Origin of the sequence: Rhodococcus sp. NPDC049939, assembly GCF_040656415.1 — a bacterium.
GTDB lineage: Bacteria > Actinomycetota > Actinomycetes > Mycobacteriales > Mycobacteriaceae > Rhodococcus_F.
Window position 1 is genome coordinate 19,170 of sequence record NZ_JBFAMC010000001.1, and the last position, 25,411, is coordinate 44,580.

Annotated in this window: 20 protein-coding genes and 1 pseudogene; 10 read left to right on the top strand and 11 right to left on the bottom strand. The window is 63.2% G+C overall.

Going from position 1 to position 25,411, the window contains the following annotated elements:
- Positions 1–24 precede the first annotated feature (24 nt).
- From AB0I57_RS00075 to AB0I57_RS00095, 5 genes are all read left to right on the top strand, one after another.
- Positions 25–1,824 (top strand): NAD(P)/FAD-dependent oxidoreductase, encoded by a 1,800-nt coding sequence (locus tag AB0I57_RS00075; RefSeq protein WP_358328076.1) that lies wholly within the window; start codon positions 25–27, stop codon positions 1,822–1,824.
- Between the two features lie 117 nt (positions 1,825–1,941).
- Complete coding sequence (locus AB0I57_RS00080; protein ID WP_358328079.1) at positions 1,942–3,774, top strand: NAD(P)-binding domain-containing protein; 1,833 nt, start codon at positions 1,942–1,944, stop codon at positions 3,772–3,774.
- 114 nt (positions 3,775–3,888) lie between these two features.
- Complete coding sequence (locus tag AB0I57_RS00085; protein ID WP_358328082.1) at positions 3,889–5,712, top strand: NAD(P)/FAD-dependent oxidoreductase; 1,824 nt, start codon at positions 3,889–3,891, stop codon at positions 5,710–5,712.
- 21 nt (positions 5,713–5,733) lie between these two features.
- Complete coding sequence (locus AB0I57_RS00090) at positions 5,734–7,536, top strand: NAD(P)/FAD-dependent oxidoreductase (RefSeq protein ID WP_358328085.1); 1,803 nt, start codon at positions 5,734–5,736, stop codon at positions 7,534–7,536.
- A gap of 252 nt (positions 7,537–7,788) precedes the next feature.
- Positions 7,789–8,880 (top strand): beta-propeller fold lactonase family protein, encoded by a 1,092-nt coding sequence (locus AB0I57_RS00095; RefSeq protein ID WP_358328088.1) that lies wholly within the window; start codon positions 7,789–7,791, stop codon positions 8,878–8,880.
- A gap of 107 nt (positions 8,881–8,987) precedes the next feature.
- Here the strand turns inward: AB0I57_RS00095 and AB0I57_RS00100 are convergent, their stop codons facing one another.
- The 7 genes from AB0I57_RS00100 to AB0I57_RS00130 form a co-directional block, all read right to left on the bottom strand.
- On the bottom strand, positions 8,988–9,818 hold the full coding sequence (locus AB0I57_RS00100) for an anti-sigma factor (RefSeq protein WP_358328091.1): 831 nt from the start codon (positions 9,816–9,818) through the stop codon (positions 8,988–8,990).
- A complete protein-coding gene (locus tag AB0I57_RS00105) occupies positions 9,811–10,389 on the bottom strand; it encodes a sigma-70 family RNA polymerase sigma factor (RefSeq protein ID WP_358328094.1) in 579 nt (192 codons plus the stop codon). Before AB0I57_RS00105 ends, AB0I57_RS00100 begins: the two co-directional genes overlap by 8 nt.
- 95 nt (positions 10,390–10,484) lie before the next feature.
- The gene (locus tag AB0I57_RS00110) at positions 10,485–11,291 is read right to left on the bottom strand and encodes a DUF1295 domain-containing protein (RefSeq protein WP_358328097.1); all 807 of its coding nucleotides are present in this window, start codon (positions 11,289–11,291) and stop codon (positions 10,485–10,487) included.
- Positions 11,288–12,568, bottom strand: a complete 1,281-nt coding sequence (locus AB0I57_RS00115) for a class I SAM-dependent methyltransferase (protein ID WP_358332973.1) — start codon at positions 12,566–12,568, stop codon at positions 11,288–11,290. Before AB0I57_RS00115 ends, AB0I57_RS00110 begins: the two co-directional genes overlap by 4 nt.
- Before the next feature lie 56 nt (positions 12,569–12,624).
- Positions 12,625–13,362: a DUF1365 family protein gene (locus AB0I57_RS00120; RefSeq protein ID WP_358328100.1), complete on the bottom strand. Its 738-nt coding sequence runs from the start codon at positions 13,360–13,362 to the stop codon at positions 12,625–12,627.
- Entirely contained in the window at positions 13,359–14,693 is a 1,335-nt protein-coding gene (locus AB0I57_RS00125; RefSeq protein WP_358328102.1) for an FAD-dependent oxidoreductase, read from the bottom strand. Before AB0I57_RS00125 ends, AB0I57_RS00120 begins: the two co-directional genes overlap by 4 nt.
- Positions 14,694–14,847: 154 nt before the next feature.
- Positions 14,848–15,492, bottom strand: coding sequence for a fasciclin domain-containing protein (locus AB0I57_RS00130; protein ID WP_358328105.1), 645 nt, complete (start codon positions 15,490–15,492; stop codon positions 14,848–14,850).
- A gap of 250 nt (positions 15,493–15,742) precedes the next feature.
- Between AB0I57_RS00130 and AB0I57_RS00135 the strand changes: the two genes are divergently transcribed.
- Positions 15,743–16,363 carry a lipocalin family protein gene (locus AB0I57_RS00135; RefSeq protein WP_358332976.1) on the top strand — a complete coding sequence of 207 codons (621 nt, stop codon included), beginning with the start codon at positions 15,743–15,745 and terminating at the stop codon, positions 16,361–16,363.
- Here AB0I57_RS00135 and AB0I57_RS00140 read toward each other — a convergent pair.
- Positions 16,288–17,823: an SDR family oxidoreductase gene (locus AB0I57_RS00140; RefSeq protein WP_358328108.1), complete on the bottom strand. Its 1,536-nt coding sequence runs from the start codon at positions 17,821–17,823 to the stop codon at positions 16,288–16,290. The two genes, AB0I57_RS00135 and AB0I57_RS00140, sit on opposite strands and share 76 nt — an antisense overlap.
- 60 nt (positions 17,824–17,883) lie before the next feature.
- On the opposite strand from AB0I57_RS00140, the gene AB0I57_RS00145 reads away from it, so the two are divergent.
- The gene (locus AB0I57_RS00145) at positions 17,884–19,230 is read left to right on the top strand and encodes a TIGR01777 family oxidoreductase (RefSeq protein WP_358328111.1); all 1,347 of its coding nucleotides are present in this window, start codon (positions 17,884–17,886) and stop codon (positions 19,228–19,230) included.
- Positions 19,231–19,235: 5 nt separating this feature from the next.
- Here AB0I57_RS00145 and AB0I57_RS00150 read toward each other — a convergent pair whose 3' ends face one another.
- Together AB0I57_RS00150 and mgrA are read right to left on the bottom strand one after the other, a co-directional pair.
- Positions 19,236–19,607 (bottom strand): MmcQ/YjbR family DNA-binding protein, encoded by a 372-nt coding sequence (locus AB0I57_RS00150; protein WP_358328114.1) that lies wholly within the window; start codon positions 19,605–19,607, stop codon positions 19,236–19,238.
- A gap of 85 nt (positions 19,608–19,692) precedes the next feature.
- The gene (gene mgrA, locus AB0I57_RS00155; RefSeq protein ID WP_358328116.1) at positions 19,693–20,718 is read right to left on the bottom strand and encodes an L-glyceraldehyde 3-phosphate reductase; all 1,026 of its coding nucleotides are present in this window, start codon (positions 20,716–20,718) and stop codon (positions 19,693–19,695) included.
- A gap of 346 nt (positions 20,719–21,064) precedes the next feature.
- Here mgrA and AB0I57_RS00160 point away from each other — a divergent pair, with 346 nt between their 5' ends.
- Both AB0I57_RS00160 and AB0I57_RS00165 read left to right on the top strand, forming a co-directional pair.
- Positions 21,065–22,090 carry an alcohol dehydrogenase catalytic domain-containing protein gene (locus tag AB0I57_RS00160; RefSeq protein ID WP_358328119.1) on the top strand — a complete coding sequence of 342 codons (1,026 nt, stop codon included), beginning with the start codon at positions 21,065–21,067 and terminating at the stop codon, positions 22,088–22,090.
- A 71-nt stretch (positions 22,091–22,161) separates the two neighbouring features.
- On the top strand, positions 22,162–23,016 hold the full coding sequence (locus tag AB0I57_RS00165; protein WP_358328122.1) for an SMP-30/gluconolactonase/LRE family protein: 855 nt from the start codon (positions 22,162–22,164) through the stop codon (positions 23,014–23,016).
- Positions 23,017–23,139: 123 nt separating this feature from the next.
- Here the strand turns inward: AB0I57_RS00165 and AB0I57_RS00170 are convergent.
- Positions 23,140–24,426 (bottom strand): annotated as a pseudogene (locus AB0I57_RS00170) (aromatic acid/H+ symport family MFS transporter); the annotation flags it as partial.
- Positions 24,427–24,654: 228 nt separating this feature from the next.
- Between AB0I57_RS00170 and AB0I57_RS00175 the strand changes: the two are divergent.
- Positions 24,655–25,389, top strand: a complete 735-nt coding sequence (locus AB0I57_RS00175; protein ID WP_358328125.1) for an IclR family transcriptional regulator — start codon at positions 24,655–24,657, stop codon at positions 25,387–25,389.
- Positions 25,390–25,411 lie beyond the last annotated feature (22 nt).

Sequence of the window (25,411 nt, forward strand, 5' to 3'; positions counted from 1 at the left end):
CATGACGAAGTCAGTCTGCCGCCTGTGGACCAAACGACGCTGACACCTGGGGAACGTGTCGATCTGTGGTTGGCGAGCTTCGAGTCCGCCCTGGCCGACCGTGATATCGACCGCGTTGCGGCGATGTTCGCTGTCGACAGCTTCTGGCGTGACCTGGTGGCGTTCACCTGGAATATCACGACGGTCGAGGGCCGTGACGGAGTCACGGCGATGCTGCGGGCGCAGCTCGACGCCGCCGATCCGTCGAATTTCCGCACCAGTGAGGTGCCGGAGAAAGCCGATGGCGTCACGTCCGCGTGGATCGAGTTCGAGACGGCGACCGGCCGGGGCAAGGGGCACCTGCGGCTGCGGGGTGACGAGGCGTGGACCCTGCTGACCACGATGGAGGAATTGAAGGGTCACGAGGAGCGTCGGGGGCCGCGTCGCGTCAACGGTGTGGTGCACGGTCCGCGTGGCGATACGCAGACGTGGGCGGAAAGGCGCGCGATCGAGGAGCGGGAACTCGGCTACACCCGTCAGCCGTACGTGCTGGTGGTCGGCGGCGGCCAATCCGGAATCGCGCTGGGTTCGCGGCTGCGTCAGCTCGCTGTTCCGGCGCTGGTCGTCGACAAGCACGAACGGCCCGGGGATCAGTGGCGCAAACGCTACAAGTCGCTGTGTCTGCACGATCCGGTCTGGTACGACCACCTCCCGTACGTGCCCTTTCCCGAGAACTGGCCGGTGTTTTCGCCGAAGGACAAGATCGGCGACTGGCTCGAGATGTACACGAAGGTGATGGAGATTCCGTACTGGGGATCGACCACCTGCAGGTCGGCGAAGTTCGACGAGGACACCAAGGAGTGGACCGTCGTCCTCGATCGCTTCGGGCAGGACGTGGTGCTGCACCCGAAGCAGGTCGTGCTCGCAACCGGGGTGTCCGGCAAGCCCAACGTCCCGGACTTCCCCGGGCAGGATGTGTTCCGCGGCGAGCAGCATCATTCCAGTCAGCACCCAGGGGCCGACGCCTACGCAGGCAAGCGTGTCGTGGTGATCGGCTCGAACAACTCGGCCCATGACATCTGTCAGGCATTACACCTCAACGGTGCCGACGTGACGATGGTGCAGCGCTCGTCCACGCATGTCGTGAAGTCGGAGACGCTGATGGATCTCGGATTCGGGGACCTGTATTCGGAGCGTGCGCTCGCGGCGGGGATCACGACGGAGAAGGCAGACCTCATATCCGCGTCACTGCCCTACAAGATCATGCCCGAATTCCAGATCCCGATCTACGAGAAGATCGCCGAGCGGGACAAGGACCTCTACGAGCGGCTCGAAAAGGTTGGATTCAAACTCGATTTCGGGGACGACGGGTCGGGGTTGGTTGTGGAGTTCCTGCGAAGCGGTTCCGGGCACTACATCGACGTCGGTGCGTCGGATCTGGTCGCGGACGGCAGCATCCGCCTCGCGTCGGGTCAGGTGGAGCGGTTGACCGAAGATGCTGTGGTGCTCGCAGACGGTACCGAGTTGCGGGCGGATCTGGTCGTCTACGCCACCGGCTACGGCTCGATGAACGGCTGGGCGGCCGACCTGATGGGTCAGGACGTGGCCGACAAGGTCGGCAAGTGCTGGGGCCTCGGCTCCGACACCGCCAAGGATCCGGGTCCGTGGGAGGGTGAGCTGCGCAATATGTGGAAGCCGACCCAACAGGAAGCGCTGTGGTTCCACGGCGGGGGTTTGGGTATATCGCGGCAGTACTCCCTGTATCTCGCCCTGCAGCTGAAGGCCAGGTACGAGGGAATTCCGACCCCGGTCTACGGGTTGCCGGAGGTCCATCACCTCAGCTGAGGCAACTCGACCCTGCCTGTACCGCTGGTGGACGAGCGCTTCGCTGCCCTCTGCTGCGACATCTCTGCCGCGCCACAGGCGTCGTTACTCTGGGTTGCGGAGTGTGAGGAGCGATACATGGCGAAGCCAGTCCTGCCGCCTGCTGCCCCAACGATCTCGACGCCTCGGGAGCGCGTCGATTTGTGGTTGGCGAGCTTCGAGTCCGCACTCTCCGACCGCGATATCGACCGCGTCGCGGCGATGTTCGCTGTCGACAGCTTCTGGCGTGACCTGGTGGCGTTCACCTGGAATATCACGACGGTCGAGGGCCGCGGCGGAGTCGCGGCGATGCTTCGGGCGCAGCTCGACGCCACCGGTCCGTCGAATTTCCGCACCACCGAGGTGCTCGAGGAAGAGGTGCCGGAACGCGATGGCGTCACATCGGCGTTGATCGAGTTCGAGACGGCGACCGGCCGAGGCAAGGGACACTTGCGGCTCGAGGGTGAGCAGGCGTGGACGCTGCTGACCACGATGGAGGAGCTCAAGGGCCACGAAGAGCGACGGGGGCCGACTCGCGTCAACGGTGCGGTGCACGGTTCCGGCGGGGACACCCGGAGCTGGGCGGAAAGGCGCGAGATCGAGGAGCGGGAGCTCGGTTACACCCGTCAGCCGTATGTGCTGGTGATCGGCGGTTCCCAGGGTGGGATAACGCTGGGCGCGCGACTGCGTCAGCTCGGCGTTCCGGCGCTGGTCGTCGACAGGCATGAACGGCCGGGTGATCAGTGGCGTAACCGGTACAAGTCGCTGTGCCTTTACGATCCGGTCTGGTTCAGCCAGCTCCCGTATCTACCGTTTCCCGACAATTGGCCGGTGTTCTCGCCGAAGGACAAGCTCGGAGACTGGCTCGAGATGTACACGAGGGTGATGGAGATTCCCTACTGGGCCTCCACCACCTGTGCGTCGGCCAAATTCGACGAGGACACGAAGGAGTGGACCGTTGTCCTCGACCGTGCCGGGCAGTGCGTGGTGCTGCACCCGAAGCAGGTTGTGCTCGCGACCGGGGTGCACGGCAGGTCCCATGTTCCGGCCTTCCTCGGCCGGGACGTGTTCCGTGGTGAGCAGCATCATTCCAGTCAGCATCCGGGGCCCGACGCATACGCGGGCAAGCGTGTCGTGGTGATCGGCTCGAACAGCTCGGGCCATGACATCTGCCAGGCGTTGTACGAGAACGGCGCGGAAGTGACGATGGTGCAGCGTTCGTCTACACACGTCGTCAAGTCGGAAACGCTGAGGGACCTTATAGCAGGACTGTATTCGGAGGATGCGCTCGCGGCGGGTATGACCACGGAGAAGGCCGATCTCATTTCCGCGGCGGTGCCCTACAAGGTCATGTCCGAGTTCCAGATCCCGATCTACGAGAAGGTTGCCGAGCGGGACAAGGACCTCTACGACCGGCTGGAAAAGGTGGGATTCAAGCTGGACTTCGGGGACGACGGGTCGGGGCTCTCCATGAAGTTCCTGCGCCGCGGATCTGGTTTCTACGTCGACTTCGGTGCGTCGGATCTGGTCGCCGACGGCAGCATCCGCCTCGCGTCGGGACAGGTGGAGCGGCTGACCGAAGATGCCGTGGTGCTCGCCGACGGCACCGAGTTGCGGGCGGATCTGGTCGTCTACGCCACCGGTTACGGTTCGATGAGCGGTTCGGTGGCCGACCTGATGGGTCAGGACGTGGCCGACAAGGTCGGAAGGTGTTGGGGTCTCGGCTCCGATACCGCCAAGGATCCGGGTCCGTGGGAGGGCGAGCTGCGCAATATGTGGAAGCCCACCCGGCAGGAAGGGCTGTGGTTCCAGGGAGGAGGTCTGTCGCAGGCGCGGCAGTACTCCCTGTATCTCGCTCTGCAGTTGAAGGCCAGGTATGAGGGCATCGCGACCCCGGTCTACGGGTTGGCGGAGGTCCATCACCTCAGCTGATACGGCTCGACCCTGTCTGTACCGCGGTCGGACGAGCGCTTTGCTGCCTTGCTGTGACATCTCCGGACGCCACGAGCGCCGCTACTCTGGGTTGCGGAATGTGAGGAGCAACACATGACGAAGTCAGTCCTGCCGCCTGCTGCCCCAACGATCTCGACGCCTCGGGAACGCGTCGATCTGTGGTTGGCGAGCTTCGAGTCCGCCCTGGCCGACCGCGATTTCGACCGCGTCGCGGCAATGTTCGCTGTCGACAGCTTCTGGCGTGACCTGGTGGCGTTCACCTGGAATATCACGACGGTCGAGGGCCGTGACGGAGTCACGGCGATGCTGCGGGCGCAGCTCGACGCCGCCGATCCGTCGAATTTCCGCACCAGTGAGGTGCCGGAGAAAGCCGATGGCGTCACGTCCGCGTGGATCGAGTTCGAGACGGCGACCGGCCGGGGCAAGGGGCACTTGCGGCTGCGGGGTGACGAGGCGTGGACCCTGCTGACCACGATGGAGGAATTGAAGGGTCACGAGGAGCGTCGGGGGCCGCGTCGCGTCAATGGTGTGGTGCACGGTCCGCGTGGCGATACGCAGACGTGGGCGGAAAGGCGCGCGATCGAGGAGCGGGAACTCGGCTGCACCCGTCAGCCGTACGTGCTGGTGGTCGGCGGCGGCCAATCCGGAATCGCGCTGGGTTCGCGGCTGCGTCAGCTCGCTGTTCCGGCGCTGGTCGTCGACAAGCACGAACGGCCCGGGGATCAGTGGCGCAAACGCTACAAGTCGCTGTGTCTGCACGATCCGGTCTGGTACGACCACCTCCCGTACGTGCCCTTTCCCGAGAACTGGCCGGTGTTTTCGCCGAAGGACAAGATCGGCGACTGGCTCGAGATGTACACGAAGGTGATGGAGATTCCGTACTGGGGATCGACCACCTGCAGGTCGGCGAAGTTCGACGAGGACACCAAGGAGTGGACCGTCGTCCTCGACCGCTTCGGGCAGGACGTGGTGCTGCACCCGAAGCAGGTCGTGCTCGCGACCGGGGTGTCCGGCAAGCCCAACGTCCCGGACTTCCCCGGGCGGGATGTGTTCCGCGGCGAGCAGCATCATTCGAGTCAGCACGCGGGGGCCGACGCCTACGCGGGCAAGCGTGTCGTGGTGATCGGCTCGAACAACTCGGCGCATGACATCTGTCAGGCATTACACCTCAACGGTGCCGATGTGACGATGGTGCAGCGTTCGTCCACGCATGTCGTCAAGTCGGAAACACTGATGGACCTCGGACTCGGGGACCTGTATTCGGAGCGTGCGCTCGCGGCGGGGATTACGACGGAGAAGGCGGACTTCATATCCGCGTCACTGCCGTACAAGATCATGCACGAGTTCCAGATCCCGATCTACCAGGAGGTCGCCGAGCGGGACAAGGACCTGTACGACCGGCTCGAAAAGGTGGGATTCAAACTCGATTTCGGGGACGACGAGTCGGGGCTCTCCATGAAGTTCCTGCGCCGCGGATCCGGTTACTACATCGACGTCGGTGCGTCGGATCTGGTCGCGGACGGCAGCATCCACCTCGCGTCGGGGCAGGTGGAGCGGTTGACCGAAGATGCTGTGGTGCTCGCAGACGGTACCGAGTTGCCGGCCGATCTGGTCGTCTACGCCACCGGCTACGGCTCGATGAACGGCTGGGCGGCCGACCTGATGGGTCAGGACGTGGCCGACAAGGTCGGCAAGTGCTGGGGTCTTGGCTCCGACACCGCCAAGGATCCGGGTCCGTGGGAGGGCGAGCTGCGCAACATGTGGAAGCCCACCCAACAGGAAGCACTGTGGTTCCAAGGCGGAAACCTGGCTCAGGCGCGGCAGTACTCCCTGTATCTCGCCCTGCAGTTGAAGGCCAGGTACGAGGGAATCGGAACCCCCGTTTACGGGTTGCCGGAGGTCCATCACCTCAGCTGAGACGGAAGGAAGGACCGGCACATGACGAAGTCAGTGCTTCCGCCGGCGGACCAAACGACATTGACACCTGGGGAACGCGTCGATTTGTGGTTGGCGAGTTTCGAGTCCGCCCTCTCCGACCGCGACATCGCCCGTGTTGCAGGGATGTTCGCTGTCGACAGTTTCTGGCGTGACCTGGTGGCGTTCACCTGGAACATCGCCACGGTCGAGGGCCGCGACGGTGTCACCGCGATGCTTCGGGCGCGGCTCGACGACACCGATCCGTCGAATTTCCGCACCAGTGAGGTGCCGGAGGAAGCTGATGGCGTCACGTCCGCGTGGATCGAGTTCGAGACGGCGATCGGCCGGGGCAAGGGGTACTTGCGGCTTAGGGGTGACGAGGCGTGGACCCTGCTGACCACGATGGAGGAATTGAAGGGCTACGAAGAGCCGCGGGGCGACAGACGAGTCAACGGTGCGGTGCATGAGGCGGAAGAGCGCGACGAGATCGAAAAGCGGGAACTCGGCTACACCCGCCAGCCGTACGTGTTGGTGGTCGGCGGCGGCCAGAGCGGTATCGCGCTGGGTGCGCGACTGCGTCAGCTCACGGTTCCGGCGCTTGTCGTCGACAAGCACAGACGGCCCGGTGATCAGTGGCGCAACCGGTACAAGTCGCTGTGCCTGCACGATCCGGTCTGGTTCGATCACCTTCCGTACCTGCCGTTTCCCGACAATTGGCCGGTGTTCTCGCCGAAGGACAAGATCGCTGACTGGCTCGAGATGTACACGAAGGTGATGGAGATCCCGTACTGGGCCTCCACCATTTGTACGTCGGCGAAGTTCGACGAGGACACCAAGGAGTGGACCGTCGTCCTCGACCACGCCGGTCAGGACGTGGTGCTGCACCCGAAGCATGTCGTGCTCGCGACCGGATTGCACGGTAAGCCCCATGTGCCGGACTTCCCCGGCCGGGACGTGTTCCGCGGCGAACAGCATCATTCGAGCCAACATCCCGGGCCCGACGCCTACGTCGGCAAACGTGTCGTGGTGATCGGCTCGAACAACTCGGCCCATGACATCTGCCAGGCGTTGTATGAGAACGGCGCCGACGTGACGATGGTCCAGCGTTCGTCCACGCATGTCGTCAGGTGGGAAACGTTGATGGACCTCATGTTCGGAGACCTGTATTCGGAGCGTGCGCTCGCGGCGGGCATCACAACGGAGAAGGCCGACCTCACACTTGCGTCATTGCCCTTCAAGATCCTGTCCGAGTTCCAGATCCCGATCTACCAGGAGGTCGCCGAGCGGGACAGGGATCTTTACGATCGACTCGAAAGAGCCGGATTCAAGTTCGATTTCGGGGACGACGAGTCGGGACTCGCCATGAAGTTCCTGCGCCGCGGTTCCGGTTACCACATCGACTTCGGTGCGTCCGATCTGGTCGCCGACGGCAGCATCCGCCTCGCGTCGGGTCAGGTGGAACGGCTGACCGAAGACGCCGTGGTGCTCGCCGACGGCACCGAGTTGCCTGCCGACCTGGTCGTCTACGCCACCGGCTACGGCCCGATGACTGGCTGGGTGGCGGAGCTGATGGGTCAGGAAGTGGCCGACAAGGTAGGCAAGTGTTGGGGTCTCGGTTCCGACACCGCCAAGGATCCGGGTCCGTGGGAGGGCGAGTTACGCAATATGTGGAAGCCCACCCGGCAGGAAGCACTGTGGTTCCAGGGCGGAAGTCTGTCTCAGGCGCGGCAGTACTCGCTGTATCTCGCTCTGCAGTTGAAGGCTAGGTATGAGGGCATCGCAACCCCGATCTACGGGTTGCCGGAGGTCCATCACCTCGGCTGAGACGGCTCGACCCTGCCTGTATCTGGCTTTTACCTGCACCGATAGTGGGGCGGTGATCCACGGGGGTGGGCGGGGTCGGCAGTACGTCAGCTGACACCAACACCGAAAGCCCCCGTGCGGAATTCGGCGAGTCGTGGGCTCGAAATCAGTATTTGGTTGTTAGCCTCCGATGGGTTGGTGATCGGAAACTGATTGCGGGCCAGTGCCACTGCCAGGTTGATCCGTTTTGTTCTGCTGAGGCAGGAGAGAAATGTGACTCACCACAGTAGTTTCCGCCGGTATCCTACGTTTCGGGCAGGCCTGCGGCGTCTGGTTTTAGGGTTGATGGCTGTCGCCCTGATGGTGCTGGGTATGGCCGGTGTGGGGGCGGGTGCCGCGGCGGCGGACACCGTCATCGCCACAGTCCCGGTCGGGTCCCGCCCGATTGGTGTGGCGGTCACCCCGAATGGGGCCTTCGTCTACGTCGTCAACAATGGTGGCAATTCGGTGGATGTGATAGACACCGCCACCAACATGGTGGTCACCACCGTCCCGGTCGGGTTCAACCCGTCGGGGGTGGCGGTGACCCCGGACGGGGCCTTCGCCTACGTCACCAACACCTTCCCTAGCAACAATGTGTCTGTGATCGACACCGCCACCAACATGGTGGTCACCACCGTCCCGGTCGGGAACTTCCCGCGCGCGGTGGCGATCACCCCGGACGGGGCCTTCGCCTACGTCACCAACGGTGGCGGCGGCAATGTGTCGGTGATCGACACCGGCACGAACATGGTGATTGCCACCGTCCCGGTCGGGTTCGGTCCGTCCGGGGTGGCGGTCACCCCGGACGGGGCCTTCGCCTACGTCACCAACGGTCCTTCCAGCACTGTGTCGGTGATCGACACCGGCACGAACATGGTGGTTGCCACCGTCCCGGTCGGGGCGGGCCCGCAGGGTGTGGCGATCACCCCTGACGGGGCCTTCGTCTACGTCACCAACTTCGGTGCCAACTCGGTGGATGTGATCGACACCGCCACCAACATGGTGGTCACCACCTTCCCGGTCGGGAACTTCCCGGAGGCGGTAGCGATCACCCCGGACGGACTCCGCGCTTACGTCGTCAACAGTGGTGCCGGCACGGTGGATGTGATCGACACCGGAAGCAACACGGTGATCGAGACCGTCACGGTCGGGACGGACCCGGAGGATGTGGCGATCACCCCGGACGGGGCCTTCGTCTACGTCACCAACAACGACGACAACACGGTGTCGGTGATCGCCGTCGAGACGTGCCTCGGCTCGTTGTGTATCGACTTCGGCTCGCTCACCGGCAGTGGCTCGGGGGCGGGCAGCGTGGTCAGCTGACATCCCCACCGTTTCGACTGGATGTCTCCGCCCCCTGACTGTGAGCGTGGTGGCGTCATCCGATCACCACCCGCCAATACGAGCGGCTGACGTCTGGGCGACGAAGATCAGCCGAGATTCACGGTCGCGAAGATATCCGTGGGCTGGGTGGACCCACCGGGCGGTTCGACACTGAAACCGAGGGCGTTCGACTGGTCGATACCGCTGATCACTGCGGTCGTAGACGGCGCGACCGCGGAGGCATCCATTACTCCGGCGGAAACTGGATCGTGGGACGGTCCGAGCAGCCACATCTGGTACACCGTCCCCGGCGACGGTGGTGTGACATCGTTCATCACCAGCACGCCCGCGTCCACATCCTTGGAGAACACGACGGTGGCCGAACCACCACCGGCGATCGGCGTAACCGATGTGCGGACATCGTCGGCAGCCAATATCTGCGCGGGCACGGGTTCGCCGGACTCGCTGCGGAATTGCTGGGCCACGGTTACCCCGCCGACTGCGAGCACGACGACCGCCGCCGCCGCGCCGATTGCGACGGCAATTCGCCTGCGCCTTCGGGATCTGGCCTGATCCAGCGACAAGGGGGTCGGCACTCCGCTGGTTTCAGTGGGAGGGAGAGCGGCGAGGATGTTCCCGAGCAGATGGTCGGGCGGCGCGATCGCGGTGGACGCGGATTGGGCGGCCATCGTCTCGTGGACGATGCGAACGGTGACGTCGAATTCACGGCGAACATGCGGTGGGGCGTTCCGGACCGCCGCACGGATCTCGTTGCGTTGGCCCTCGTCGACCGCATCGAGCGCATACACGTGGGCGAGGTCGAGGACACCGTTGTTGGCGCCACCGTTGTTGGCGCCACCGTTGTCGGTGCCACCGTTGTCGGTGCCACCGTTGTCGGTGTCATTGTTCCTGGTGTCATCGTCCTTGATGTCATCCATCGAACTGCACCCCCAGACATTGCTGGAGCCTGATCAAGCCGTCTCGTATTCGGGATTTCACGGTGGCAAGTCCGACGGACAACTGCTCCGAGACCTCCCGGTAGGTCAGACCGCCGTAATAGGCGAGCACTACAGCCCTGAGCTGAACTTCTGTGAGTGTTCCGAGGCAGTCGACGACGCCGCTGTTGTCCTCTCGACGAAATACCTCTTCTGACACCGCGTCGAAAGAGCCGTACCAATTCGAGGCGCTGTAGGCCGCTTCACGTGCGGAGCCGGACTGCTCGGACCGCACACGATCGACAGCGCGGCGGTGGGCCAGGGTGATCAGCCAGGACAGCGGCGATCCCAGGCTCGGATCGAACTTCGCCGCGGACTTCCAAACCTGCAGATACACCTCTTGGGTGGTTTCCTCGCTGTACCCAGGGTCGCGCAGGACCCGCACAACCATGCCGTACACCCGTCCGCTGGTGCGTTCGTAGAAATCGGTGAACGCGTCACGCTCACCGTCCCCGATGCGCGCGAGCAGGGTCGACAGGACGACGCTTTCCGTGGCCCTGCCGAGGTCGGTCATCGATTCGGTCCGTTCATCCCTCCAAAGCCTAATAGCAGGCTGTGGTCGGTGGGACGAATGTGCCAAATGACCTACGAGCGAATCCGGCATGCCATTCACCTCTTCGGCGGTAAAGGAAGGAAGTAGCTGGTTCGCCGCTGATACTCGGGGTAGCCGGGACGCCGCGACATCGCCCTCTCGAGGACTCTAGCCCCGGTTGCGTATACCAGGAAGTAGGTCATTGCCACCGGCGACAGTATCGTGACGGGACCGGGCCAGACGCTCGCCGAGATCAGCCAGAGTCCCCACCACACACAACAATCGCCGAAGTAGTTCGGGTGCCGAGTCCAGGACCAGAGGCCGGAATCCATGATCTTGCCGCTGTTGGCCGGGTCGGCTTTGAACTGCCTCAGTTGGAAGTCGCCGACGGATTCGAACGCAAAACCCACGACCCACACCGCGACGCCGATCGTCGCGACCACTGTACCCAGGCCTGACGCGGCGCCGAGAACTGCCGACAGCTGGACCGGCAGAGACACGAACCACTGTGAGAGGCCCTGGGTCAGGAAAATCTTCCTGACCACGACGACAGTCGAATCACCACCGGATCTGTTCAACATCTCCACGTAGCGCGGGTCCTCACCCCTGCCCGCAGATTTTACGTACATGTGCCATGTCAGCCGCAGTCCCCAGACCGCAATGAGCACGAACATCAGCCACCGCCGTAGTCCGTCACCCTCGCCGAGCACTGCTGCGACGAGTGCCACCAAGACGAAGCCGAGGCCCCACGATACGTCGACGACGTTGTAGCGCCCGATTCTCCTCCCGACCAGGAACGTCGCAGCTTGGAGGATGGCGAGCAACAGAAGGCTCGTCACTGATATCGCGACAAAGTTCGACCAATCGAATCCATTCGGGTTCATCGCATTGTTCCTGTTCTCTCGAGAACGAGTTGCTGGACGTCGATGTATCCGGATCTGAACCCTGCCTCGGAGTAGCAGAGGTAGAAGTGCCACATTCGACGGAATGTCTCGTCGAACCCGAGCTCTCGAGCACGTGAACTGTTCGCGATGAATCGCTCCCTCCACAGACGCAGCGTTTCCGCATAGTGCTCGCCCATGCACAATCGTTCTCGCACACGCAGCGTCGTATGCTGCGCGGTAGTGGACTCGATCAATTCGGTCGAAGGTAGGAATCCGCCTGGGAAGATGTACTTGTGCACCCAGGTGTAGGTGTCGCGTGTCTGAAGCATCCGATCGTGAGGCATCGTAATTGCTTGCAGTGCAACCTTTCCACCAGGCGCTAGAAGTCGGTCGAGTACACGGAAGTACGCGGACAAGTACTGATGTCCGACAGCTTCGATCATCTCGACCGATACGATGGCGTCGTATTCGCCATCCAGTTTGCGGTAGTCGAGCAGGTCGATTTGCACCGAATCCGAATGTCCCGCTTCGGCGACGCGTCTACGGGCCAGTGACATTTGCTCACTGGACAAAGTCACCGAGCGGACCACGGCGCCACGCTGCGCCGCCCTGATGCACAGCTCCCCCCAACCGGTCCCGACATCCAACAGTCGGGTGCCGACGCCGACGCCGATCTCGTCGAGCAGCCGATCGATCTTGCTGCGCTGGGCATCTGCGAGATTCTCCCACTTCGGTGCGATCTGCGGGACGGGTGCCTTCAGGACCGCCACCTCGTGCATTCTCTCCGTCTCGGTCGGGGTTGAAGGGAACAGTGCACACGAGTACGTCAGTGTCTCGTCGAGGAACGTCTCGAACATCTCGTTTGACAGATCGTAGTGGTGGGAAATGTTGGAACGGGTGTTCTGTTCGGTATTGCGCTCCCGTGCGGGATGTTTGGCCACATAGAGTGCACGCAGTCGTTGTAGCGGACGCGGAATGAGTTCCGAGATCCGCGAAGCGAACACGGTCAGCACCGCGGTGAGGTCTGGTGACGTCCAGTCGCCGGCCATGTAGGATTCGCCGAACCCGATGAGCCCACTTGTCCCGACCCGCCGGGCGAACGCATCGGGATTCCGGATGATCATGCGGGGCAGTATCTTCTGGCTCTTGTTCGCGCCAACCAAAGTGCCGTCGGGGTATTCGATTCGAACGTCGAGGCCGGCCGCTGCACGCCGGAACAGCCGATCGGCGACCTTCGCCGACACAGCGGCTCGCAGACCTGTCGGTGCTTCGGTCAGCCGTGGCCGAGATCGATTGTCGATCCTCCGGTCCGTGCCGCTGTCCTTGTTCGTGTTCACTGGGCTTTCTCCTTTTGGTGACCGGACCGATCCATGACTGGGAGTCCGCGGGCCCACAGGGTGATTCCCTGAATGCGGATTCGAGCCGAAACGACGAGGGGTGCGAGAGGGAAGCGCAATTGAGTCCTCAGAATCGTCCGGACCGTGGGGGTCTGACGCGTTCCACGTACCGAAGCAGTGAACGGGGCGTGCCCACCGCGGTTGAGAACTACACTCAGCGCGAGCGTGGCATTCGGTTCTGGCAGCCGCATGTCGTAGCGTCCGCTCACGTCGTTGAACGGCGAGACGTAGAACTGCTTGTCTACTTCGGCCCGGGCGTCGGCATCGGGTTCGATCAGGTAGCTGTGCCGCTGACCATATGTGTTGTGCACCTCGGCGACCACGCAGCGCAGGTTGCCGTCGAGGCCGTGGCACCAGTACACGCTCAGCGGGTTGAACACGTAGCCGAGAACTCGTGCGTTGAGCAGAGCCGTCACGCGGCCGCCTCGGAGGTCGACGTCATGAGCGATGAGGAATGCGTCGATCCTTCGCCGTAGCGTGTCCGGTGTGCCATCGGAACAGGGCTCGAGGTGGTCTTCGGCGCGGAAGCGAGCGAAAGGTCGCAGCCATCGCGGCAGTCGGGGTAGAGCGTCGAGATCGACGAACCAGTTGTAGCTCGTGTACTCGAAGCTGTTGCGGACGGGTTCGAGGCGTGAATGACGAATCCTCGTCGAGTAGATCGCCGGACTCGTCATGACACCTTCTCCCGGCCTTGCTCTCGAGCGGTCCGGGGTTCCCATGATCCGCCGATCCTCTCCGCTGCCCGCAGGCCCGACAGCGCGCCGTCCTCGTGAAATCCCCAACCGTGGTATGCCCCCGCGTAAGCGACTGTGTCGGTGGATAGTTCATCTAGCCTGGATTGTGCGGCAACGGAGTCAGGGGAATAGATTGGGTGCTCGTAGGTCATCTCGGCGATGACCTTGGCCGGATCGACGAGGTGATCTCCGCCGAGTGTGACGAGAAATCTCCGATCCTGTACGGAATCCAGGCGCATCAGGCGGGTGATGTCGTAGGTGACGATCACCCCGGACGCGTCCGAGGCCTTGGCGGGAGTCAGGTAGTTCCAGGACGCCCGAGCATTCCTTGCGCGGGGCAGTAGCGATTCGTCCGTGTGCAGTTGAGCACGATTAACCGTGTACGGCATGGCGCCGAGCACCTCGATCTCGAGTTCGGACGGTTCACCGAGGATGGTCAGTGCTTGACCCGGATGTACTGCCACTACCACTGCATCGAAATAGCGGACGTCTCCGTGGCTGTCCACAATGCAAACGCCGTCGTCGGTGGGGTCCAACCGCAACACGGACGTATCGAGAAGTATCTCGTCGAGGCGCGCCGCCACCTTCTCGACATATCGGGCCGAACCGCCGACCACCGTTTTCCACGTCGGCGAACCGAAGACGGTGAGCATCCCGTGGTGATCGAGGAACGTGAAGAGGTACCGCGCCGGGTGGCGCGACGCCGTGGCGGGATCACACGACCACACCGCCGCGACCAACGGTGTCATGAAGTGGTCGAGGAAGTACTGGTCGAACCCGCTGCGGGTGAGGAAGTGTTCCAATGACTCGTGTGCATCGCTGCTGGAGGTGGGAGTGTCGAGCAGACTGCGGGCGCGGCGGTGGAACCGGAGGATCTCGGCGAGCATCCGCCAGTAGCGCGGCCTGGTCAGGTTGGCTGCTGTCGGGAAAAGGCCGCGAATACCCTTCGCTCCCGCGTACTCGAGTCGGTCGACGTCGGACCGAATCGACATCGACATGTCCGAATCCTGAGTGGCCACGTCGAGCTCCGCGAACAGGCGAAGCAGTGTGGGGTAGGTGCGGTCGTTGTGCACGATGAAGCCCGTATCGATGTCTACTTCGGCACCCGAGTCGAGTGCCAGATGATGAGTGTGAGCGTGGCCGCCGAGTCGGGTATCGGCCTCATAGAGGGTGACTCGGTCGTGGCGCGAGAGAACGTAGGCAGCGGTCAATCCGGCGACGCCGCTTCCGATCACCGCGACATCCCTACGCCCGGGACAAGCTGTGTTCATACCAATCATTCGGAGCCGGGGGGTGCGATGGATTGCCGAGTTTGCGGGTTGAAATGTGGTGTCCATGTGGGAAACCCGGTGGTATCGCGCTTGGATCGATACCACCGGGTGAACTACCGCAACTACGTATGCACCTGCTGGGATACGCAAGTACTTACTGGGGCATCAGAACCGTGTCTACGAGGTAGACCGTGGCGTTGGCGGTCTGGACCCCACCGCAGATGACGCCCGCATCGTTGACCATCAGGTCGTCTCCGGAACCGGTGACGGTGACTGTGCCACCTTCGACGGTGGAGTGCTCGCCGACGATGTCACTCGGAGGGATCTGGCCCGGGACCACGTGGTAGGTCAGGATCTGGGTGAGCAGCGCGGAATCTGTCGACAAGGTCTCGACCGTTGCCGGGTCGAGCTTCGCGAATGCGGCGTCCACAGGGGCGAACACCGTGAACTCCGAGCCGTTCAGCGTGTCGACGAGGTTGACATCCGGGTTCAACTGCCCGGAAACCGCTGCCGCGAGTGTGGTGAGCATGGGGTTGTTGACAACAGCCGTGGCGACAGGTTCCTCTGCCATGCTGTCGAGCGAACCGGCACCGTCAGGCACCGCCTCCACGTACCCAGCACAGCCCGGACCCACCAGATTCGCAACGGGGTCTGCCATATCCGTCGTCGTTGCCGGTTCCGTTGTGGTGGTGTCCGCGGTCGTATTGTTCGAGTCGTTGTCATCCGAGGAACACGCTGCGCCCAGCAAGACCAGAGATGCGCTTGCGGCGACTGCAAGAACTCGGGTGGTGACGCTCATTGGTTTTCCCTCTCGTTGATGTGCACGGCGTGGTGTGCACGGAGTTGAGTTGCGCAGAGTTGATGTGCGCGGATAAGTGCCTTGCGACAGGAGTTCGGAGCGGTATCCGAATCGGATGGGTGAAATCTCTTTCCGATATGACCCATCCGATTCGGAAGGGGCACCGAATGACTCGAAAGGGGGTGCTGCGAGCGCGCTCTACCGGTGCTGCTTGCGTCTCACCGACTACACGATCGTGAAAGGACTCGAAATGGTGCTCTCGATGGCTCGTGGATTCGTCACCGGGCTGTTGGCCGCGACTGTCGCTCTGGTGCTGTCGGGCCCCGCGCAGGCTCAGCCTCCGGGACCGGAAGATATACCGGGTGCGCTCGAACCTGTTCCTTCTCTTGATATTCAGAGATACCTCGGCACGTGGTATCAGTTGGCCGCCGTACCGCAGCCGTTCAATCTGAACTGCGCACGGGACACTTCGGCGACGTACGGATATGTCGATTCATCGAATATCAGCGTCGCCAACTCGTGCACCACGTGGACGGGGGGAACGAACGGTGTCAACGGAAATGCGCGCGTCAATGATCCAGTCACCAACGCCCAACTGCACGTGAGCTTTACCGACGTGCCGTTCCGTAGTTCACCGGACGGCCCTACCAACTATGTGGTGACGTATATTGCGGATGACTACTCGTGGGCAGTGGTCGGCGATCCAGCACGGTCGTCGGGATTCGTTCTCTCGCGCACTCGTGCGGTCGACGACGCGCAATGGCAACAGATACGGCAGGTCGTGGAGTCACGAGGCTATGACTCCTGCCTGTTGCTGACGTCCCCGACCACCGGTGGCCGGGAGGACATCGTGCCGCTCTGCACGCTCTGACGGGTTGCGCTGCCAGTGATGTTCTCCATCATTCCTCTGAATATGACTCCGTGGAACGGCAGGATCGAATACCAATACAGGCGTCCCGCCAGGCCCTTCGGGAAGAAGATCGCACGTTGACAAAGGCGGGAACGATTCGCGCCCACTGGTTGTATCCGCCACTCGAGCCAGGCCCCACCTGGAGTCCGCATTTCGGCGCGCAGTCGTAGCAGTGTGCCCCGGTCGATGCGTTCCACACGCCAAAAATCCAGCGGATCACCGGTATTGAGCTGTTTCGGATCCCGGCGTCCCCTGGTGTGTCCGACACCTCCGACCACTCGGTCGAGCCAGCCGCGAACGGACCACGCGAGTGGGAACGAGTACCAGCCGTTCTCCCCGCCGATACTCTCGACCACGCTCCACAGCGTTTTGGCGTCGGCGTCGCACTCCTTCGTGCGTTCGTCGGTGTAGACAACTTCACCGGCCCACTGAGGGTCGGACGGCAGAGGCTGGGAGGGGGCGTTCACCGGGGAAGCCCCTGCCCACGTGGTCTCCACCTCACCGTCGTCCGTTCGCCGAAGCGCCAATCTCACGGCTTCCCGATACGACGTCAGTCCTTCTTCCGGGCGGGGTATCACGTCGTCGATTTCGTGCTCCGAGACGACGGCATCATCCCGCAGTGATTCGATCAAGGCCCGCCCGAGCGACGGAGGAATCGGGGTCACGAGGCCGATCCACAGGCCGGCGAGTTTCGGTGTCAACACTGGCAGGACGAGAATGCGACGGCGTTGTAGACCGGCGATCTCGGCGTAGATCTGCATCATCTCGCCGTACCTGATGATGTCGGGTCCGCCGATGTCGTACGTGCGGCTGCGTGGCAGGGGAGCCTGCGCCGCTGCCACGAGATAGTGCAGCACATCTCGGACAGCGATCGGCTGGATCTTGTTGTTGACCCACCGCGGGGTGGTCATCACCGGTAGGCGGTTGGTCAGATGTCGAATCATCTCGAAGGACGCCGAGCCCGACCCGATGACGACACCAGCTTGCAAAACCATTGTGGGAATACCGGATTTGATGAGAATCTTGCCCACCCGAGTTCGCGAGCGCAGGTGCGGCGAGAGATTTGGCGAGTCCGGATGCAGCCCACCGAGGTAGATGATGCGGCTCACGCCACAGTCTCGGGCAGCCCGCGCAACGTTCTGCGCGCTGATCCGTTCGGTCTCTTCGAACTCGCCCGTGCCTTCCATCGAATGCACCAGGTAGTACACGACGTCGACGTCTGCGAATGCCGCAGTGAGCGATCCGGGATTGCTCAGGTCCCCGCGGACGATCTCGACGTCGGACGCCCACGGAACGTCCGCCAGCTTGTCGGGGGAGCGGGCCAGAACCCGCACCTTGTAGCCGGCTTCCGCAAGACGGGGGGCTAGGCGTCCGCCGATGTACCCGGTAGAACCCGTCACCAGTGCGCGTAATTGCGCCATTCCAATTACGCTACTCGTGTTCGTCCCTGCTACGGCCGAGATCGCGGCTAGGGTCTAGAAATGGGCATCGTGCATTCGAGCGTTGTCGAAGCCCCGAGGGACGAGCTGTTCGCCTGGCACGCCAGGCCCGGGGCGTTCACCCGGCTGTCACCGCCATGGCAGCCACTGAGACTCGAGCGAGAGTCCGAGTCCCTCGAATCGGGCCGGGCGGAACTTGTCTTGCCCGCTGGTCTGCGTTGGGTCGCCCAACACGATGCGAGCGAGTACGACCCGCCGCATCGATTCGTCGACTACTCGTCTGCTCTACCGATCCGCCTGCTCGTGCCCTGGCGACACACGCACATCTTCGACGTCGTGTCGGAGAATTCGACCCGGATCACCGACCGCGTCGACACCGTCGTGCCAGGCAGGTTTCTGCGGTCGACATTCGTCTATCGCCACCGTCAACTCGCGGATGACATCGCGCGGCACCAGTGGGCATCGACGCTTCTGCCCGGGCCCCTGACGATCGCGGTGACGGGTAGTTCAGGCCTTGTCGGATCCGCGTTGAGCGCATTCCTCAGCACCGGTGGCCACCGAGTGGTGCGGCTCGTGCGCCACGCTCCGCGCACTCCGAACGAACGTCGATGGAACACGTCCGACCCCGCCGAGGACCTCCTCGACGGAGTGGACGCGGTGATTCACCTCGCCGGAGCATCCATCGCGGGACGGTTCACGGACAGTCACCGGCGGGCCATCAGGGAAAGTCGCATCGCCCCCACCCGGCGACTGGCGGAATTGGCGGCCAGATGTGGGCTGAAGGTGTTCGTCAGCGCGTCCGCGATCGGGTACTACGGCCCACACCGTGGTGATGCGATTCTCGACGAGCAAGACGAGCGCGGTGACGGATTCCTTGCAGACGTCGTGGCGGAGTGGGAAGAGGCGTCGAAGGTTGCCGCCGACGCCGGGGTGCGGGTGGTGCATGTTCGAACCGGGATCGTGCAATCACCCAACGGTGGTGTGCTCCGGTTGCAAAGGCCCCTGTTCGAGCTCGGTCTCGGTGGCCGGCTGGGAACGGGGACGCAGTGGCTGTCGTGGATCGACATCGACGATCTGTTGGATGTGTATCACCGTGCCTTGGTCGATGCGGAGTTGCGCGGCGCAGTCAACGCGGTGGCGCCCAATCCCGTGCGCAACGAGGAATACACCGCCGTGCTCGCTTCGGTACTGCGTCGGCCGGCGTGTCTACCGGTCCCCGACTTCGGGCCGAGACTGCTGCTCGGAGAGCAGGGCGCACGCGAACTCGCCCTGGCTGATCAGCGGGTTACACCGCGACGACTCCTCGAACGGGACCACCGCTTCCGTCGGCCGGACCTCCGCGCAGCGCTGCGACACCAACTGGGCCGATTCGGGACGGACGAGGGGTAGAGCGCTCAGTTTCGAAGGCCGCCACTGGACGTTTCAGCGTCGAAGGCCGCGACCACGCGTTTCGGTGCGGTCAGGCGCCACGCCTCCTCGACCAATTCCGCCAGTTCTTCGGCATCGACGCGGTCGAGGACCACATCGATCCAGCCGTACCGTCCGAAGAACGGCGCCATCAGGAATACCTCGGGATCCTCCTGAAGCAGAGCCGCCTGTGTTTCTACCGTCGCCTTGAGGCACACCGTGGGGGCACCGTGACCGACGAGTCCGAACATCTTGTTGCGCACACGAAATGTGGGTTGATCGCCCCAGTTGGCGACCACAACCTCCTGGGCTTCCGGCAACGCCAGCATCATCGCACGTACGTCGTGTTCGGTGGGCATAACAGCTCCTGCGGACGGGACGGCGGGTGGTCGAGCACCCGTTATACCTTCCGTTACCGACAGGCCGGACCGAGTCGGCTGCCCTTCAGGAGGTACTGACCTTGCGCCAGATGTCGATGCCACCTTCGACGGCGCTCAAATCGATCTCGGCGAGTTCTTCCGCTGAGAAGTCGAGGTTGGCGAGTGCGCCGAGGCTGTCTTCGAGTTGTGCGACGCTCGATGCGCCGACCACCACCGACGTCATACGCGGATCGCGCAGCGCCCAGGCGAGTGCCATTTGAGCGAGCGACTGACCCCGGCGCTCGGCGATCGCGTTCAGCGCACGGATTCGATCGAGATTCTCCGGGGTGAGCATGTCTTTCGTAAGTGAAGTTCCCTCGGTCACCCTCGAGCCGGCGGGCACGCCATCGAGGTACTTCGATGTCAACATCCCCTGGGCGAGTGGCGAGAAGGCGATGCATCCGACGCCTGCGGGCTCGAGCGTGTCGAGCAACCCTTCCTCGATCACGCGGTTGAGCATGGAGTAGGACGGCTGGTGGATGAACAGTGGTGTACCCATCGACTGCAGAATCGCTATGGCTTCGGCGGTCCGGGTCGGCGAATAGGACGAGATTCCGGCATACAGCGCACGCCCGGAGCGTACGGCTGTGTCGAGGGCTCCCATCGTCTCCTCGAGAGGGGTGTGTGGGTCGAACCGGTGAGAATAGAAGACGTCGACATAATCGACCTGCATCCGCTTCAGCGACTGGTCCAGGCTCGACAGCAGATACTTGCGTGAACCCAGGTCGCCGTACGGGCCCGGCCACATGTCCCAGCCGGCTTTGGTGGAGAGGAACAACTCATCCCGGTACGGCTTGAAGTCCTCGTTCAGAATCCGCCCGAAGTTGATTTCGGCCGACCCGTAGGGCGGCCCGTAGTTGTTGGCGAGATCGAAATGAGTGACACCGAGATCGAATGCCCGGCGCAGGATTTCGCGTTGGGTAGCGAGCGGGCGGTCGTCGCCGAAGTTGTGCCACAGGCCCACCGATATAGCGGGCAACCGGATACCGCTCCGGCCGCACCGGCGATAGCTCATCTTCTCGTAACGGTCTTGTGCGGGGAGGTAGGTCATCGGGTGTGGTTCTCTCAGTTGTACGAAAGGCGTTGTACAAACCCGCGAGCGAAATTTGCCAACGGCAAGATGGCAGCAGCCGATTCGGTGACAGTTTCCTCACCACAGTAAGTGCGATTTGCACCCTGCGTCAACCGTCGTCGGCTGCGTTGACCACCCGTGAGAGACGATTTACAGTCGTCTGTAATGCCATGGCCAATCCGATATTTGGAACATGGTGGTGCTGGTCGAACTTCACGCGTGACTTCCTGTGGATTTCGGCGTCTACAACCGGCGGAAGGGTGGTTCGGTCCGAACGCCCCGTCGTCGTCGATCTCGAGGATCTCGACAGCAGTAAGGGAACTGGATGACCGGGGACGGCTCGGGACACGCGGTACTTGTCGAGGAGCCGCGCCGACTACGCCTCATTCCCTATGAACCTACCCCTCCCGGGCCCGGTGAAGCCCTGGTAGAGGTGGCATGGAGTGGGATTTGCGGATCTGATCGTGAACTGTTCACCGGTGGGCGTCCGGAAGGCTTCGTTCGCTACCCTGTCATTCCCGGACACGAATGGTCTGGAACGGTCTCGGAGGTCGGTTCGGGAGTCTCATCCGACTTGATCGGCAAACCTGTTGTCGGGGAGGGGTTCCGCTCCTGTCGAGTCTGTTCGGCATGTCGACGGGGTGACAACAACCTTTGTTCGGCGGACTATGACGAAACCGGCTTCACCCAGCCCGGCGCCTGGGCGAACTACCTCACCTTGCCCGCCCACCTGCTACATGTGCTGCCTGGCGGGGCGGATTTGCAGGCGGCAGCACTACTGGAACCGGCAGCCTGTGTCACGGCCGCGTGCCTCGAGCTTGCAACGGTGCCTGGCGAGCGTGTGGCGGTCGTGGGCGGAGGCAGCCTAGGCTTGCTTGCGGTGCAGCTACTTTCGGCGGCATCTCCGGCCGAAATGGTGCTCGTGCACCTCGACCGCACGCGGTCTCAACTCGCCGAATCTTGTGGTGCAACGATGGTCATCACGGCGGAGGAGGCCGAAAGTCACGTCGGGAAGTTCGACGCGGTGCTCGAAGCGGCCGGTGCTTCGGGCACCGCCAGTCTGGCCACTCGACTTGCCTGCCGGGGTGGCCGCGTCGCGCTGACCGGTGCGCCGGCAGATGATCGGCAACCTCTTTCATCGACGCAATTGGTGCTGTCGAAACTTACGGTGCACACCGTTTTCGGTGCGCCATCTCGAGCTTGGGTTCACGCGGTGAGGGCATTCACGTCAGGTGTATTGGATCCCAAGCTGATCATCAGTCGTGACCTCAGGCTGAGCGAGGCGGCGGACGCGCTGCGGATTCTCGAAGAAGAAAGCCGGAGTACCGTGAAGATCCTGCTGCGTCCCTGATCCTCAGGGCTTGTCTGCAAGGAGAAAAGAGACCATTCGATGATCTCCACCGAGCAGGGCGAGGAGAAGAGATGACGGTCGTAGAACAAGTGACCGACCCGTGCACGCAGCACGGCGAAGGCCCGGTGTGGCACTCCGGCTGGAACGGGCTTCGGTGGGTAGACATGCTCGTCGGCGATGTCTTGATCATGGACTCTGCTTCGGGTGAGATCAGCCGACGACATGTCGGATCCGTCGCTGCTGTGGTTCGTCCGCGTAGTCGTGGCGGTGCGATCGTCGCGATCGAACGTGGGTTTGCCATTGCGAACGACGACATCTCAGACGTGCGTCCCCTCGGTGAAATCTGGTCCGACACGAATATCCGGATGAACGAGGGGAGCTGCGCGCCGGACGGCAGTTTCTTCTGCGGCTCGATGTCCTACGACGAGACCCCGCACGCGGGCACTGTGTACCGACTCGACCCCGAAGGAAACGTCACGGTGGCACTCACCGACGTCACCGTCTCCAACGGTATGGGTTGGAGCCCCGACGGATCCACGGTGTACTACGCGGACACCCCGACCCAACGCATCGACGTTTTCGACTACGCCGATGGCACGCTCTCAGGCCGGCGAACGTTGACGCACATAGACCCGGAGAAGGGCGCTCCAGACGGATTGGCCATAGACTCCGACGGCGGGCTGTGGGTGGCCATGTGGGGTGGAGGTGCCATTCACCACTACACCCGCGACGGAGCACTTGCCGACGTCATCGAACTGCCGGTCCCACGAGTCACCTCATGCACTTTCGGGGGACCGGAGCTGGGCGAGCTCTATATAACGACCTCACGCATCGCCACCGACCTCGACGCGCATCCTGAGGCAGGGGCACTCTTCCGCGTACCCGACGTAGTGCCGGGTACGCCTACGCTTCCCTATCTCGGGTAGCGCGGACCTCCCGAAGGAACACACTGATCACTGGGCTTGCAGTCCGTCCGTGTGTCCAACGGCCAGAGTTGAGGGTGCTCTCCGCGACGACGTCGCCCGTGGCGACGTCACCCCGGACGATGCTGTCCGCGACGACGAGATCGCGATCGCACCGAGCAGTCCCACCAGGGCGAATGCGTAGAAGCCCCACGGCACGGCGTAGCCGGTGCCGAGCATCACGCCGCCGAGGATCGGGCCGCAGATCGCGCCGAGCCTGCCGATGCCCGCCGACCAGCCGAGGGCGGTAGCGCGGATCTGCGGCGGGTGGTTGGCGCTGGTGAACGCATACACGAGGACCTGCGCGCTGAAGACGAAGCAGCCTGCAAGGAACACGAGTATGTAGATCCCGAACGAGACCTTGACGCTCAGTAGCGCCAGAAAGACCGCGGCCCCGGCAAACCAGATGATTGCGGCCGTCCGCGGGCCGATCTTGTTGGCGACGCCGCCTGAAACAAGGAGACCGGCGATTGCGCCCGCGTTCAGGACCAGCAGGAACGTAAGGGACGCGCCGAGATCGTAACCTGCCTCACGCATGATCGTCGGTAGCCAGGTGTTGAGTCCGTAGACCAGCAGGAGCCCCATGAACGAGGTGACCCAGATGGCGATGCTGTTGCGGAGGAATGGACGCGAGAACAGCATGCGCACCGGGTTGGCCGCCTCGGCGGCGTGGGTATGGGTGGGAGCGTGCGCGAGTCTTACCCCGTAACGTTCCGCGATCTGCTCGGCTTCGTGGAATCGTCCACGCCCGATCAGGTACGACGGGGATTCGGGAAGGTAGCGCAGCATCAGCGGAATCAGTACCACGGCGGGGAGTGCGCCTGCGACGAACATCGAACGCCAGCCGAAGGGTTCGATCATGACGATCGCCAGCGCGGCGGTGGCTACCGCACCGACGTGGTAGCCGGTCATGAGCATCGTCGATGCAGATCCGCCACCCGGCCGCCTGGAGAACTCGTTGACCAGGGCCAACGCGGTCGGCAAGGCGCCGCCGAGTCCGACTCCGGCCAGGAACCGGAACAGCCCGAACAGGAACGGGTTGGGCGCCACCGCGCAGAGGAGTGTAAGGACCGAGAACGCCGCCACGGTGTACACCAGGACTCTGCGGCGTCCGACTACGTCTGTGAGTGTGCCGATCGTTAGTGCGCCGATGGTCATGCCGACCAGGCTGAACGTCGATATGAACGTGAGAGTGCCGGTTGTCAGACCCCATGCGTCGTATTCGCTCAGGGAGGGGATGACCGCGCCCAGAACGACGAGGTCGAAACCGTCGAGTAGCACGGCCACCCAACAGAGAGAAGCCACCCAGGTTGCAGAGTAGGTCCGGGTCGCGCTCGGCGAGGTGCGCGACTCGCTCCTTGGGGAACCGGTCATGGAGTCCTCTGATTCGACGCTGTTCGGTAGACGAACACCAGTTCAGAAAATCTGCCGCCAATTATGTGCTACGTCATATCGTGATGTCAACTGTCGTGAAATTTATGTTCAACAATTCGTCAAGGTCGTCGTGCGATGTCGCGGAGGTGCCCGTCCGGGTGGGCCGATGCGGTATTCGGTGGCCCGTGATACTGGCTTCTGCTCGGCGGTGACCGGGATACTGACCACATGTCCGACGAACGCAGCATGATGGGGCGCGCCTTTCTGCTGCTGGGTTCGTTTACCTCGAACCGCCTTCGGTTGTCGCAGTCGGAGCTGAGCCGACGTACCGGGCTGCCGCTGCCCACGGTTCACCGGCTGTGCCGCCAGTTGGAGGACCACGGCGCGCTCGAACGCGTCGCCGACGGGCGCTACGAAATCGGGGTGCGATTGTGGGCGTTGGGTGCTCTCGCTCCCCGTGCCCACGGGCTTCGGCAGGTGGCGCAGCCCTTTCTCGAGGACCTGTACGAGGCGACGCACGAAAATGTGCAGTTGGTGGTTCGCGAGGGTCTCGAGGCGTTGTACCTCGAACGCAGATCTGCGCGCGGTGCCGTCACAGTGGTGGGACGGGCCGGTGGTCGGCTGCCGTTGCATGCATCGAGCGGCGGCCTGGTCCTGTTGGCCTTCGGTGGCAGAGAATTGCTCGACGCGGTTCTCGCGGCCGGCCTGGAGCGGTTCACTCCGGCGACAATCACCACCGAGCACCGGTTGCGCAGCACACTCGACGACATTCGGCGCACCGGTTGGGTTGTGTGCCGTGAACATCTCAATCTCGGAACGCTCGCTGTTGCGGCGCCGGTGTCACGGTCGACGGGTGAAGTGGTCGCGGCGGTGTCCGTGGTGGTTCCGACCGACAAGAGCCCTGCGTCCTTGATCCCCGCTGTGCGAGCCGCTGCGCGTGGGATATCCCGGGGAATAGCTTAGCTTGACTTTCACTCAGTGAAAG